We start from the raw sequence: 14,198 nt of genomic DNA on the forward strand, positions 1-14,198 counted from the left end.
TTATCAAGGATTACACCATACCCCATAACCTCAATGGCTCCATCCGACCATATTACCCAGACTCCATTTGCGTTACTTCCTCGACTGGTTACGTATTTAGCTTCTCCCAAACCAAGGTTTTCGAAAATGCGTGTTTATCAATTAAATGGCATGATTTCCGGTTTTGACGGAGAGAAATACCATGCTTATTGGATACGTACGCGTGTCAACAAATGAACAAAACACCGCCTTACAGCGTGACGCGCTGCAGCGTTCAGGATGTGAGCTCATTTTTGAAGATAAAATCAGCGGTAAATCGACAAACAGACCAGGGCTCAATCGTGCCCTCAAACAACTTAATGCGGGCGATACTCTCGTTGTATGGAAACTTGATCGGCTCGGGCGCAGTATGCGCCACCTTGTTTCAATGACCGAGGAACTCCGCCAGCGAAGCATTAATTTCCGCAGTTTGACTGATAGCATTGATACCTCAACGCCAATGGGTCGTTTCTTCTTCCATATCATGGGGGCGCTTGCTGAAATGGAGCGTGAACTCATTGTCGAGAGGACGTGCGCCGGGCTGGCCGCAGCGCGGGAACAGGGACGAATTGGTGGCAGACGCCCTAAATTGACGCAGGAGGAATGGGCTCAGGCTGGCAGGCTGATTGCTTCCGGGGAATCCCGACAGCGCGTTGCGTTAATTTTTGATGTAGGTATTTCCACGCTTTATAAAAAATTCCCCGCCACGATAGTCGGACAATCGTTGTGCCAGCGGCCGCTGGACAGGGATGGTTAGCTCATAGCAAGCCCAGCCGCGACAATATCACTCACCAACTAACCAAGGAGTTAAACGGATGAGTGATTTTCACCACGGCGTGGAAGTTATCGAAATCAACGATGGCACCCGCACCATTTCCACCGTCTCGACGGCAATCATCGGCATGGTCTGTACGGCCAGCGATGCTGACGACAAGACATTTCCTTTAAACGAGCCCGTGCTTATTACCAACGTGCAAAACGCGATTGCGAAAGCCGGTAAGGCGGGAACGCTGTCCGCTTCTCTGCAGGCGATCGCCGACCAGTGCAAACCGGTTGTCGTGGTTGTTCGCGTGGCCGAAGGCACCGCTGAAACCCCGGAAGAGGCGCGCAAGCAGACCGTTTCCAACATCATCGGTACCACCGATGAAAACGGTAAATATACCGGCCTGAAGGCGCTTCTCACGGCGAAAACGGTAACCGGCGTTAAGCCGCGTATTCTCGGCGTGCCGGGGCTGGACTCTCAGGAAGTGGCGACCGCACTGGCCGCCATGTGCCAGAGCCTGCGCGCGTTCGGCTATGTCAGCGCGTGGGGCTGTAAAACCATCTCTGAGGCGATCGACTACCGCAAAAACTTCAGCCAGCGCGAGCTGATGGTTATCCATCCTGATTTTCTGGCATGGGATACCACCGCGAACGCCACGACGACGGCCTGGGCGGCCGCCCGCGCGCTTGGCCTGCGCGCCAAAATCGACCAGACAATCGGCTGGCATAAAACCCTGTCAAACGTTGGCGTCAACGGCGTTACTGGCGTAAGCGCCTCTGTCTCGTGGGATCTGCAGGAACAGGCTACCGATGCGAACCTGCTTAACCAGGCTGGCGTCACTACGCTGATTCGCAACGACGGCTTCAAATTCTGGGGTAACCGTACCTGCTCAGACGATCCGTTATTCGTCTTTGAAAACTACACCCGTACCGCACAGGTGCTGGCCGATACCATGGCGGAAGCGCACGCGTGGGCGATGGATAAACCCATCACGCCAACGCTTATCCGCGACATCGTTTCCGGTATTAACGCCAAGTTCCGCGAGCTGAAAACCAACGGCTATATCGTCGACGGCTCCTGCTGGTATGACCCTGAGTCGAACGATGCAACCACCCTGAAAGCGGGGAAACTGTATATCGATTACGACTACACCCCTGTCCCGCCGCTGGAAAATCTGACCCTGCGCCAGCGCATCACCGATACCTATCTGGCAGACCTGTCAGATTCGGTTAACAGCTAAGGAGCTGAAGCATGGCGTTACCACGCAAACTTAAATACCTGAATATGTTCAACGATGGCCTGAGCTATATGGGCGTTGTTGAGTCTGTCACCTTACCGAAGCTTACCCGCAAGCTGGAGAAGTATCGCGGTGGCGGTATGCCGGGCTCGGTCTCTGTCGACCTCGGCCTGGACGATGATGCCCTGGCGCTGGAGTGGACCGTTGGCGGTCTGCCGGACGCCGCGCTGTGGGCGCAGTACGCCTCTCCGGGCGCGGACAGCGTGCCGCTGCGCTTTACCGGCTCGTATCAGCGCGATGACACCGGCGAAATCTCCGCCGTCGAAATCGTTATGCGCGGCCGTCATAAAGAGTTTGACGGCGGTGAAAACAAGCAGGGCGAGAGCGGCACCACCAAGATGTCCACCGAGTGCGCTTACTACCAGCTGACCATTGATGGTAAAGAGATCATCGAAATCGACATCATCAACATGGTGCTCAAAGTCGATGGCGTTGATCGCCTGGCAGAACACCGTAAGGCCATCGGCCTGTAACCCTTTAACCGGCCGGGATGACCGGCCGGTGAGTTAACTTTCAGAAGAGTAACGAAATGGAAAATATCAACGAGACCGCCATGAACGAAAGTGAAAACCCACACATCGTCACGCTTGATAGCCCCGTTCAGCGCGGCGAGCAAAAAATCGAAAAGGTGACCGTCGCAAAACCCAATGCGGGGACCCTGCGCGGCGTATCGCTGGCGTCGCTGGCGCAATCTGACGTGGATGCGCTGATTAAGGTGCTGCCGCGAATGACCTCGCCGGCGCTGACCGAGCATGAGGTTGCGCGCCTGGATGCCTGCGATCTGCTCTCTTTTGCAGGTAAGGTGATCGGTTTTTTGTCACCGGCTTCGGCTCGCTGAAATTTCCCGAAAATGTGTCGGTCGACGATCTGATGGCGGATATCGCGGTGATCTTTCACTGGCCGCCGTCAGAACTGTACTCCCTTAGCGTGACCGAACTCCTCTTATGGCGCGAAAAAGCGCTACAGCGAAGCGGAAACCACCATGAGTAATAATGTCAGTCTTCAGGAGCTGCTTAAGGCAGTCGACCGGGCAACCCGACCGCTTAACGCTCTCCAGAACGCCAGCCTCACTCTCGCGAGCGATATCCGCGATGCGCAGACGGCGCTGGGGGCGCTCGATGAGCAGGCGGGGCGCATTAACGGCTTCAGAAAAGCAAATGCCCGGCTCGCCACGACGGAGCAGTCGCTTGCTCAGGCGAAACAGCAGGCCGCGGCGCTGGCGGTACAGTTTAAAAGCACGCAAAACCCCACCCAGGCACAGGCTGATGCGCTGACTGCAGCCCGAAAATCGGCAGTCGACCTTAAGCATGAGTACAACAGCTTACGCTACTCGGTACAGCGTCAGCGCGCTGAACTCGCTCAGGCGGGAGTGAACACGCGCACGCTCTCGTCGGATGAACGTCGTTTAAAAAGTCACATCAGCGAAAAAACGCAGCAGCTTAACCGACAGCGGGATGCGCTGGCCCGAGTCAATCAGCAGCAGGAGCGGCTGAGTGCCGTTCAGAATCGCTACGAGTCCGGCAAACGCGTTACCGCGCGGGTGCGTCAGCTTGCGAATGCGGGCGTGGGCATGGCAAAAGCGGGCTTTGACCAGACGTCCCGGTTTATGGCGCCAGGCATCAGCTTTGAAAAGCAGATGTCGGCCATTCAGGCAAACCTTGGCCTGGCGAAGGGGGATCCCCGGCTTGAGGCGATTCGCCAGCAGGCGCGGGAGGTCAGTGCCGGGACTGGAGTACCTGCAGATACGGTCCTCCGGGCACAAACCGAACTGACTCGTTCAGGCTATGACGCCGATGGGCTGCTTGCGGCCACCGCGCCAACGGTCAACCTCAGCCTGGCGGGGAGTGTCGACGCGGCTAACGCGGCCGATATGATCGCCAGCACGCAGGCCGCGTATAGCCTGGCCGATGCGGATGCGGGACGCATCGCAGATGTGCTTACGCGCGGTTTTACCTCTTCGAATACCAGCCTCGCTGAGATGGTGGCAGCCGTCACCTCTGCTGCGCCCGCTGCGGGTGCATCCGGTATGGGGCTTGAAGAGACCACCGCGCTGCTTGGCGTTCTGGCGGAAAAAGGAATGAAAGGTGCCGCCGCCGGGGATGCGCTCAGCGCGATGTTGCGCCACGTTCAGACTCCGGATGCCATAAAAGCTGCGGGGGCGGTGGCTTCCGCTGCGGGTGATGGATCGCTTGATGAAAAACGCCAGCAGTTGCAGGGGGCAAAGGGCAGTACCGCGCTCGCGGCTTCCGTGCAGACCGATAATCTTGACGGCGATATCAACCGATTCCAGGCCGCGTGGAACGGGTTGAAGATTGATGTATTTGATCAAGCGGATGGCGCTCTGCGCAACCTGATAACAACCGCAACCGGCTGGCTTGGCACGGCCTCCCTTTGGGTGAATGCCAACCCTGAGCTGACGCAGACCCTCGCCAGCATTGTTGTCGGCGCGCAGGCGTTTGCTGGCGTACTGGGTGGCGTAGGCACGGTTATCGGCCCGGTTCTGACGGGCGTCAATATGGTTATTACCGCGGCCGGGATGTTGGGAACGGTATTCAGCGTGGTGGGAGGCGCCATCATGACGGTGCTGGGCGCGCTTAGCTGGCCGGTGATTGCCCTTGGCGCGGCGATTGCTGCCGGTGCTTTACTGATTTTTAAATACTGGGAGCCCATCAGCGCCTTCTTTGGCGGGGTGATGGAAGGGCTTTCGACGGCTTTCGCACCGCTGGGGGCGCTGTTCTCACCGGTGATGGCAGTATTTGACGCTATCTCGGAGAAGCTGGGCGGTATCTGGCAATGGTTCACCGACTTAATCACGCCGATCAAGGCAACGCAGGAAACGCTGGATGGCTGTAAAAACGCTGGCGTGATTTTTGGTCAGGCGCTGGGCGATGCGTTAATGGCACCGCTTGATCTCTTTAATAGCCTGAGCGGCAAGGCCAGCTGGCTGCTGGAGAAGCTCGGTCTTATCAAAAACGAGTCGGGCGATCTCGACGCCGCTGCGGCAAAAGCAGAAGCGGCATCCTCACCGGCGGGCAGCGCTTATATTCCGGGCGCGGGGATTTCTGGCGGCAGCCTGGGGTATCAGCCGACCATCGCTACTGGAGGACGCTCTTACGTCGATCAGAGTAAAAGCGAATATAACATCACGCTGCAGGGGAGCACGGCCTCCGGAACGGATCTGACGCGTCAAATCCGGGAGACGATAGATAGCATTGAACAGGATAAAGCGAGACGGCAGCAATCCAGCTTTATGTATGGTTGAGGAGAGAAAAAATGTTAATGGTGCTGGGTCTGTTTGTCTTTGAACGACGAACCTTACCGTATCAGTCAATGATATTCACAAAAGACTACCGCTGGGCATCCAGCGCTCGCATCGGGAAACCCAAAGCCTGGCAGTACCTTGGCGAAGGTGAGACATCCTTTAGCCTCTCCGGCTTACTTTACCCGGAACTCACGGGAGGGCGGCTTTCCCTCAAGGCGGTTGAGCTGATGGCAAATGAGGGGCGGGCATGGCCGTTGATAGACGGTACCGGCATCATTCACGGCATGTTTGTCATTGAGAAAGTCACGCACACGCATTCGGATTTTTACAGTGACGGTACCGCCCGAAAAATTGAGTTTACCCTGTCGCTAAAACGCGTGGACGAATCGCTGATGACGACGTTTGGCGACCTGCGAACGCAGGCCTCAGAGCTGGTGGAAAGCGCACGGAATAGCATTGGAGGGCTGGTGGGATGATCGCCGAAATGAATATCCGGGCGGGTGGAAAAATCGCCCCTGATTTTATGCTTAAGCTTGACGATCGTGATATCACGCAAAATTTCAGCCATCGTCTTATCAGCCTGACCATGACCGACAAACGGGGGCTGGAAGCCGATCAGCTGGATATTCTGCTGGATGATTCCGACGGGCTGCTGGACTTGCCTGCCCGGGGGGCAAGGCTGTCCTTATGGCTGGGATGGGAGGGAACCCCGCTCGAGGAGAAAGGGGACTTTACGATTGATGCGATTCATTTCCGGGGCGCGCCGGACACGCTGACCATCCAGGGATTCAGCGCAGATTTTCGTGGAAAGCTAAACGTGCGGCGCGAACAGTCGTGGCATGACACGACGATTGGCGCGATAGTCGATACCATCGCTCAGCGTAACCAGTTGACCGCCAGCGTCGCGTCGGGGCTTGCATCCATCGCCATCTCTCATATTGACCAGTCTCAGGAGACAGACGCGGCCTTCCTCTCCCGCCTTGCTGAACGTAATGGAGCATTTGTTTCAATCAAAGCCGGGAAGATTATCTTTATGAAAGCGGGCCAGGCCGTGACGGCCAGCGGCACTCCGCTTTCCTTAATGATGATTGAACGTGGGGATGGCGATAAGCACCTTTTTTCCATAACTGACCGTGAAAATTATTCCGGCGTAACGGCCAAATGGCTGCAAACGCGTGACCCCAAACAACAAAATCCTCAATTGAGTATTAATCGTCAGTCCGGAGGGCAGCAGACAGAAGCACTGCAGCACCCGGATGCCGCCGCACCGGTAGCGGGAGCAGCAGGCAAGGAGCAGAAACCGCAAGAGAGGCTGGTGGGATCGGCGGAGAACGTATTTGAGCTCACCACGGTTTATGCCTCTGAAGAGCAGGCGCTCAGGGCCGCAGAGGCTAAGTGGCGCGCGCTTCAGCGGGGAACCGTAGAGTTTTCCATCCAGCTTGCCCTGGGACGCGCCGATCTGTTCCCCGAAACGCCGGTGCTGGTAAACGGTTTTAAACGCGTCATTGACGAGCAGGCGTGGATCATCAGCGAGGTGGTGCATACCCTCAACGATAGCGGATTTACCACGCAGCTTAAGCTTGAGCTGAACGTCAGCGACGAAAAATTTACTGTTGATAGTGAGTAATGTAGTTGCTATTGGTTTTATTTTGGGTATTATTGATTCACAAAATGTGAATCAAGTGGAGGGGTACATGTTTCATTGTCCTAAGTGCAAGCACTCTGCGCATGCGCGTACCAGTCGCTATCTAAGTGAAAATACCAAAGAGCGCTATCACCAGTGCACCAATGTGGACTGCAGCTGTACGTTCGTGACGATGGAGTCCGTGGAGCGCCTGATCGCGACCCCGGGCGCCTCTGAGCGTGTCCGAACGGCTTCGCTGAACCACGGTTAGCGGCTGCGTCATCGGCTCAAAAAACCAATAAAAAAGCCACTCAATCGAGTGGCTTAATCATATGATTCTAAAACTAAAATTTGGTGGCCCCTGCTGGACTTGAACCAGCGACCTGGCAATTGTGAGAACCGTTACGTGCAACATAAAAACAATAAGTTATTTTAAAAACAGTGGGTTATGCATACCAATGCAAGGCAGTATCATCCAATATCACTGATTTCCTGCGACATTATGGGTGGTTGGAGAATTCTTCTGGATCTTGTAGAAGATCGTACAGATATTTTGGCATTACTGAGAAATTTGGCCACAGTGCAATCAGCAATTTCATATCTTTGTGGAATCTTGAAACGTAACAAGCCATCCAATACCTCTCTTGATTTGGAATTATGCCTTTAAATATCGCTCGAGCTCTTTCTTGAAGATCCTCATCATCGATGTTATGAATTCTCAAAAGTATCTCTTTTAAGATGAACATTTCATCACGGAAAAGATCTATATCGTTATCTTTGAATCTCAAAATAGATGCATCTTTTATTTCTTCTTCGCTTCCAGGATCGTTACCTATGAATTTACTTTGCACTGCATTTGCAAACCATTCAAAAGTGTAGTTACGCCCAGAGTGGGTAAGATGTTTATTTTTCTCTAATGAATTATCTAATAATTTTGATAGCTCAATAATTTCAGATATGATGTTTACGTTTTTCGATAGCTCAATATTTATTCTGTTTGATTGATTTATCTCCACTACTGTAACAACCAAAACAATTACACTGGTTAAAGTGAAAACAGGGCCATAGACTCCGCCTATGTAAGTTCCAAATACAACCCAGGCGTTGGCATCTTCTGATAACCCATGCCGAAAATTCCAAAGATAGAAAATTAGTGGAGCCGCGGTTATAAAGAATATAATCAATCCAAGTATTAATGATTTACATTTGTTTTCTCTATACCAATAATATATTTTAGAAAGGGTTGTCATTTTTCCACCAATGGGTTGAATTTTAAAGCTTCGTCTAAATGTTCTGGTGCAAAGTGTGAATGACGCATCGTCATTTTTATATCGGTGTGACCAAGTATTCTTTGCAAAACTAATATGTTTCCACCATTCATCATAAAATAACTGGCAAACGTATGTCTCAATACATGCGTAAGTTGCCCCGGCGGTAATTCAATTTCTGCACGTTCAAGTGCATTTCTAAAGGCATAGTAACAAGGTGTGAAAAGCACACCTGTTTTTATGGGAAGTTCAGAAAGCAAATCTGCACTTACGGAGATTGTTCTGTTACGTTTCCCTTTCGTTTTTGTAAAAGTAACTTTTCCCGCTGAAACCTGCGAATGTCTTAATTTTTCAGCTTCTCCCCATTGGGCACCTGTCGAGAGACAGATTTTTGCAATCATTTCCAAGTCTAGGGCGGAGCTATTTCGGCACTCTGCAAGTAAACGATTAATCTGTTCGCCAGTAACATATGCCATTTCAGTTTCATCGGTTCTGAACTGACTAACGTTTTCTAAAGGATTAGGTGTAACCCATTCACCTAATATTTGAAGTTCATTGAATACAGCCAGGAAATAAGCGTGCTCAAGATTCATTGTGCGCGGTGAAACCTTGAATATACGCTTTGTCCTTGCAAATTGCCCATCCAATTGCTTGGCACGATATATTGTGAATAGTTGAGCATTGAATTCTGTGGCTAATGGTGAGCCCATGCATTCAGATGCCCACAGCATGGATTTACGACGCTTTTCTCCATCGTTTAAGGTTATGCCGTGCCTATCGAACCAAAGCTGAACGAGATCAGAAAGTTTACGAGTTTCCTTTCTTTCAGCCAGCCAAGGAGACTCATCTAACTTTTGGAGGATATAATTTTCAAATGCTAAGGCTTCGCTTTTTGTCGCGAACTTCTTTCGCACTCTTTTTCCGTCTTTTCCACTGCTACGATCTACAGTGTAGAAATCGGCAACCCAGCGGTCGTCTGATAGCTTACGTACAGGCATGCTTTACCCGTTAAGAATACGGTGTTTTTGCTGTTGAAATTCTTCATCCGTGAGAATGACGTCAGCTTTAAGTTTTGCCAGACGCTCAATCCTAACGATGATGTCATCTTGATTTGTAGCTGGTCGTTGAGTCGTGGATTGGGACGTGCTGCGAGTCTCATTCACTAAATTTGTAAAAGGAACGACCGACGCTTTCATGACGTTTTTGATGGTGTAATTTTGACCGCTAGTTGAGATAGTGATCTCGCCAAGCAGAAGACCTGTTTTACCACCAACACTGACAATGTTAGAGTGACTTAATTATATGATTTTAAAGCTAAAATTTGGTGGCCCCTGCTGGACTTGAACCAGCGACCAAGCGATTATGAGTCGCCTGCTCTAACCACTGAGCTAAGGGGCCGTGGCGGTGAATTATAAAGTAACTCCCCGCAGCAATCCAGCCATTCACACCTGCCTGCTGTTTTTATAAACAACGCATAATCAATCCTTTATACTTCCCTGACGATGTATCGAGCGGGAGTAAAGATGATCAACGATATTCTGGCCCCTGGCCTGCGGGTTGTGTTCTGTGGAATCAACCCGGGTAAGTCCTCGGCGCACACCGGTTTTCACTTTGCCCATCCGGGCAATCGCTTCTGGAAGGTGATCTACCAGGCCGGGTTTACCGACAGGCTACTCAAGCCCGAAGAGGAACAGCATTTGCTGGACACGCGCTGCGGAATTACCATGCTGGTCGAGCGGCCTACGGTACAGGCGAGTGAGGTTAACCTGCATGAGCTGCGCAGCGGCGGACGGGAGCTGATCAAGAAGATAGAGGATTATCAGCCGGCCGCGCTGGCGATCCTCGGCAAGCAGGCCTACGAGCAGGCATTTAGCCAGCGTGGAACGCAGTGGGGCAAGCAGAGCATCATGATTGGCGTTACGCAGGTGTGGGTGCTGCCGAACCCGAGCGGGCTTAACAGGGCGACGCTGGATAAGCTGGTGGAAGCGTATCGCGAGCTGGATGAGGCGCTGATGGTGCGGGGGCTGTAATCCTCTGCGGCCTGATGCCTCACCCTTACCCTTTCCCACAGGGAGAGGGAATAAACAAAAAAAAGCTCCCCGAAGGGAGCTTTTTCACTGTCAGGACCGATTAGTCGTCCAGGAAGCTACGCAGCACTTCAGAGCGGCTTGGATGACGCAGCTTGCGCAGCGCCTTCGCTTCGATCTGACGGATACGTTCGCGGGTAACGTCGAACTGTTTACCCACTTCTTCCAGCGTGTGGTCGGTGTTCATATCAATACCGAAACGCATACGCAGGACTTTTGCTTCACGGGCGGTCAGGCCAGCCAGAACGTCGTGCGTCGCAGCGCGCAGGCTCTCGGTGGTCGCAGAGTCCAGCGGCAGCTCGAGGGTGGTATCCTCGATGAAATCACCCAGATGCGAATCTTCATCATCACCGATTGGTGTTTCCATGGAGATTGGCTCTTTGGCGATCTTCAGCACTTTACGGATCTTGTCTTCCGGCATCAGCATGCGCTCGGCCAGCTCTTCCGGCGTCGGCTCGCGGCCCATCTCCTGCAGCATCTGGCGAGAGATACGGTTGAGCTTGTTGATGGTCTCAATCATATGCACCGGGATACGGATGGTGCGCGCCTGATCCGCGATAGAGCGGGTGATCGCCTGACGGATCCACCAGGTTGCGTAGGTGGAGAACTTGTAACCACGACGGTATTCAAACTTATCTACCGCTTTCATCAGACCGATGTTGCCTTCCTGAATCAGATCCAGGAACTGCAGACCGCGGTTGGTGTATTTCTTGGCGATAGAGATAACCAGACGCAAGTTCGCTTCAACCATCTCTTTCTTCGCACGGCGGGCTTTTGCTTCACCGATGGACATACGACGGTTGATATCTTTAACCTGCTCGATGGTCAGGCCGGTCTCTTCTTCAATCTGATGCAGTTTCTGCAGGCCGCGATGCACATCGTCCTTCACGTCGTGCAGTTTTTCAGACCACGGCTTGTTCATCGCGATAGCCGCGTTGAACCAGGTTTCGCTGGTTTCGTTGCCGGTGAAAAGGGTGATGAAGTTCTTCTTCGGCATTTTGCACTGCTCAACGCACAGCTTCATGATGATGCGTTCCTGGGTACGTACGCGATCCATCATCACGCGCATGCTGTTCACCAGGTAGTCGAACTGTTTTGGCACCAGGCGGAACTGTTTGAATACTTCAGACAGCTTCAGGATCTCTTCCTGTGCGGCGGCATGGCTGCGGCCTTTCGCTTTGATGGTGTCACGCGTCACTTCGTACTGGGTACGCAGCTCGGCAAACTTCTCACGCGCCAGCTCCGGGTCGATGCTGTTGTCATCGTCCGCGGTGTCGTCGTCGCTCTCTTCCTCATCTTCGTCTTCGTCGTCATCCATCTCTTCCTGAGACAGTTCAGAACCGACGTGAGTGGCGGTAGGCGCCATATCTTCTTCAGCGTTCGGGTCGACAAAACCGGTGATCAGGTCAGACAGGCGCGCTTCTTCCGCTTCAACGCGATCGTACTGCTCCAGCAGATAGGTGATCGCTTCCGGGTACTCGGCAACAGAGCACTGAACCTGGTTGATCCCGTCTTCGATGCGTTTTGCGATGTCAATTTCGCCTTCGCGGGTCAACAGTTCAACGGTACCCATTTCGCGCATGTACATGCGGACCGGGTCAGTGGTACGCCCGATTTCAGATTCCACGCTGGACAGTACCTGTGCAGCAGCTTCTTCCGCATCTTCGTCAGTGTTGTTGGAGGTTTCAGCCAGCAACAGATCATCGGCATCCGGTGCTTCTTCCATCACCTGAATGCCCATGTCATTGATCATTTGGATGATATCTTCGATTTGATCTGAATCGACGATATCTTCCGGCAGATGGTCATTGACCTCGGCATAGGTCAGATAGCCTTGCTCCTTACCGCGTTGGACAAGAAGTTTCAGCTGTGACTGCGGGTTTTGCTCCATAAGACGGTATCCACACTTAATTCGTTTGATTGGTGTCGGCGATGGGGCTGCCAACCTTTAAAGCGAGGGCGTACTTATATTTTTGCCGCTGCCTCTCAGTGCGGCTGCCGGGGGCTTCCCGATCGATATTCGGCACTTAAGCCGTTAAATACTGTTGTCTTTGACTTATTTCTTCGCCAGTTCCTGGTTAATCATCCAGAGCTCCCGGCGTTCTTCGCTGCTTAAGCCGTGCGTGCGCTCGCGAGCTATCAACTCTTCCTGGCGCAGCTCAAGCATCGAATCAAACATATGGTTGAGCGAGTCGGTGAACGTTTTTTCTGCAATGTCCTTATCTGCTATATCGTCCCACATCGACAATTTTTCAAGGGTAGCGGCCTCTTTTGTGCCGCGATAATGCTCTAAAAGTTGTCCGGTGGTCAGACCTGGCTGAGACAAACACGTGTTGACCAGTTCTGAAAATAAGCCAAGCCCGGGCAATTTTTCGTGGTTTAAACCCGCCAGCGACGGCACCTGCGGTGCGAGCTCGGGGTTTTGGACCAGCAACCCTATCAGTATACGCATGGTTGTGCGTTTTAGCTGAGGCGCGGGCCGAACCGCACCGTTTTCAGCCTGTTTAGGCATTAAACGTTCAAGCTGACTGTCATCCAGAATGCCGAGCTTGTTGCCTAACTCCTGACGCAGATAGATGCGCAGCGTTTCGCCGGGCACCTGGCTGATTAACGGCAGCGCCAGCGTGCTGAGCTGCGCGCGCCCGTCAGGGGTACTCAAATCGACCTGCGGCATCAGGCTGTTAAACAAAAACGTGGAGAGCGGCTGAGCCTGCTCCATCCGCGCTTCAAACGCCGCTTTGCCCTCTTTACGCACCAGGGTATCCGGGTCTTCACCGTCGGGCAGGAACATAAAGCGTAGCTGACGCCCGTCGGTCATATACGGCAGCGCGGTTTCCAGCGCTCGCCAGGCGGCGTCGCGTCCAGCGCGGTCACCGTCGTAACAGCAGATGACGTTGTTGGTCACCCTGAAGAGCAGTTGAATATGATCGGCGGTGGTGGACGTACCTAGCGACGCAACCGCGTAGTTGATGTCGTACTGCGCCAGCGCAACGACGTCCATATAGCCTTCGACGACCAGAAGACGCGGAGGTTCCGCGTTATCCTGCTGCGCCTCATAAAGACCGTAAAGCTGACGGCCCTTATGGAAAATATCGGTTTCCGGAGAGTTGAGGTATTTCGGCAGGGCATCACCCAGCACGCGACCACCAAAACCAATCACCCGGCCACGCTTGTCGCGGATCGGGAACATCACCCGTTCACGGAAGCGGTCGTAGCTTCGTCCCTGGTCGTTGGTGACCAGCATGCCTGCGTCGATGAGAGATTTACGATCTTCGCTATTGCCGCCAAAACGCTTTAACACGTTGTCCCAGCCGGGCGGGGCGTAACCAATAGCGAAACGCGCAATCACATCGTCGCTCAGTCCGCGCTTGTTCAGATACTGACGCGCAGGCTCAGCCGCAGAGTGCTTAAGAGACTGTTGGTAAAACGAATTCAGGCCATCCATCAGTTGATACAGCGTTTGCCGTTGATGGCGCTCGATCTGACTTGGCCCACTGCCTGCTTCATACGGCACTTCAAGGTTATGCATCGCCGCCAGCTCTTCGACGGTTTCAACGAACTCGAGCTTGTCGTAATTCATCAAAAAATCGACGGCATTACCGTGTGCGCCACAGCCGAAGCAATGGTAAAACTGCTTTTCACCGTTTACGGTGAAGGAGGGGGTTTTTTCGTTATGGAACGGACAGCACGCATGGTAGTTCTTGCCCTGCTTTTTCAGCTTTACCCGCGCGTCGATGAGATCGACGATGTCGGTTCTGGCAAGCAGGTCATTGATGAAAACGCGTGGGATTCTTCCGGCCATATGCCCCAAAATTTTAAGCGACTTATAAACGAAAACAAGCCGCGCATTCCTTCCGGAAGCACGGCCTTACGACTACT

At 53.1% G+C, this 14,198-nt stretch carries 15 protein-coding genes and 1 tRNA gene; 10 read left to right on the forward strand and 6 right to left on the reverse strand.

Going from position 1 to position 14,198, the window contains the following annotated elements; all coding sequences use genetic code 11:
* Positions 1-181: 181 nt before the first annotated feature.
* From ACZ6J2_RS15835 to ACZ6J2_RS15875, 9 genes are all read left to right on the forward strand, one after another.
* Positions 182-775, forward strand: coding sequence for a recombinase family protein (locus ACZ6J2_RS15835; RefSeq protein WP_471726169.1), 594 nt, complete (start codon positions 182-184; stop codon positions 773-775).
* Between the two features lie 58 nt (positions 776-833).
* Positions 834-2,021 (forward strand): phage tail sheath protein, encoded by a 1,188-nt coding sequence (locus ACZ6J2_RS15840; protein WP_471726170.1) that lies wholly within the window; start codon positions 834-836, stop codon positions 2,019-2,021.
* An 11-nt stretch (positions 2,022-2,032) separates the two neighbouring features.
* Positions 2,033-2,551 (forward strand): phage major tail tube protein, encoded by a 519-nt coding sequence (locus ACZ6J2_RS15845; protein ID WP_023309235.1) that lies wholly within the window; start codon positions 2,033-2,035, stop codon positions 2,549-2,551.
* Positions 2,552-2,607: 56 nt separating this feature from the next.
* The gene (locus tag ACZ6J2_RS15850; protein ID WP_023309234.1) at positions 2,608-2,916 is read left to right on the forward strand and encodes a phage tail assembly protein; all 309 of its coding nucleotides are present in this window, start codon (positions 2,608-2,610) and stop codon (positions 2,914-2,916) included.
* A gap of 32 nt (positions 2,917-2,948) precedes the next feature.
* Positions 2,949-3,068, forward strand: coding sequence for a GpE family phage tail protein (locus ACZ6J2_RS15855; protein ID WP_023616176.1), 120 nt, complete (start codon positions 2,949-2,951; stop codon positions 3,066-3,068).
* Complete coding sequence (locus ACZ6J2_RS15860) at positions 3,061-5,340, forward strand: phage tail tape measure protein (RefSeq protein ID WP_471726171.1); 2,280 nt, start codon at positions 3,061-3,063, stop codon at positions 5,338-5,340. Before ACZ6J2_RS15855 ends, ACZ6J2_RS15860 begins: the two co-directional genes overlap by 8 nt.
* Positions 5,341-5,351: 11 nt before the next feature.
* Positions 5,352-5,816 carry a phage tail protein gene (locus tag ACZ6J2_RS15865; protein ID WP_023309232.1) on the forward strand — a complete coding sequence of 155 codons (465 nt, stop codon included), beginning with the start codon at positions 5,352-5,354 and terminating at the stop codon, positions 5,814-5,816.
* Complete coding sequence (locus tag ACZ6J2_RS15870) at positions 5,813-6,967, forward strand: phage late control D family protein (RefSeq protein WP_214580105.1); 1,155 nt, start codon at positions 5,813-5,815, stop codon at positions 6,965-6,967. Before ACZ6J2_RS15865 ends, ACZ6J2_RS15870 begins: the two co-directional genes overlap by 4 nt.
* A 67-nt stretch (positions 6,968-7,034) precedes the next feature.
* Entirely contained in the window at positions 7,035-7,235 is a 201-nt protein-coding gene (locus tag ACZ6J2_RS15875) for an ogr/Delta-like zinc finger family protein (protein WP_029741756.1), read from the forward strand.
* Between the two features lie 229 nt (positions 7,236-7,464).
* Here ACZ6J2_RS15875 and ACZ6J2_RS15880 read toward each other — a convergent pair whose 3' ends face one another.
* From ACZ6J2_RS15880 to ACZ6J2_RS15895, 4 genes are all read right to left on the reverse strand, one after another.
* On the reverse strand, positions 7,465-8,214 hold the full coding sequence (locus ACZ6J2_RS15880; RefSeq protein ID WP_471726173.1) for a hypothetical protein: 750 nt from the start codon (positions 8,212-8,214) through the stop codon (positions 7,465-7,467).
* A complete protein-coding gene (locus ACZ6J2_RS15885) occupies positions 8,211-9,230 on the reverse strand; it encodes a phage integrase (protein ID WP_471726175.1) in 1,020 nt (339 codons plus the stop codon). The genes ACZ6J2_RS15880 and ACZ6J2_RS15885 overlap by 4 nt, the downstream gene beginning before the upstream one ends.
* A gap of 3 nt (positions 9,231-9,233) precedes the next feature.
* On the reverse strand, positions 9,234-9,515 hold the full coding sequence (locus ACZ6J2_RS15890) for a hypothetical protein (protein ID WP_471726248.1): 282 nt from the start codon (positions 9,513-9,515) through the stop codon (positions 9,234-9,236).
* A 39-nt stretch (positions 9,516-9,554) separates the two neighbouring features.
* Positions 9,555-9,630, reverse strand: a tRNA-Ile gene (locus ACZ6J2_RS15895).
* 125 nt (positions 9,631-9,755) lie between these two features.
* On the opposite strand from ACZ6J2_RS15895, the gene mug reads away from it, so the two are divergent.
* A complete protein-coding gene (gene mug / locus ACZ6J2_RS15900; protein ID WP_029741755.1) occupies positions 9,756-10,262 on the forward strand; it encodes a G/U mismatch-specific DNA glycosylase in 507 nt (168 codons plus the stop codon).
* Between the two features lie 100 nt (positions 10,263-10,362).
* Here the strand turns inward: mug and rpoD are convergent, their stop codons facing one another.
* A complete protein-coding gene (rpoD, locus tag ACZ6J2_RS15905) occupies positions 10,363-12,210 on the reverse strand; it encodes an RNA polymerase sigma factor RpoD (RefSeq protein ID WP_023309228.1) in 1,848 nt (615 codons plus the stop codon).
* 165 nt (positions 12,211-12,375) lie between these two features.
* Complete coding sequence (gene dnaG / locus ACZ6J2_RS15910; RefSeq protein ID WP_023294585.1) at positions 12,376-14,121, reverse strand: DNA primase; 1,746 nt, start codon at positions 14,119-14,121, stop codon at positions 12,376-12,378.
* Positions 14,122-14,198: the final 77 nt, after the last annotated feature.

Source organism: Enterobacter sp. E14S, assembly GCF_055666685.1.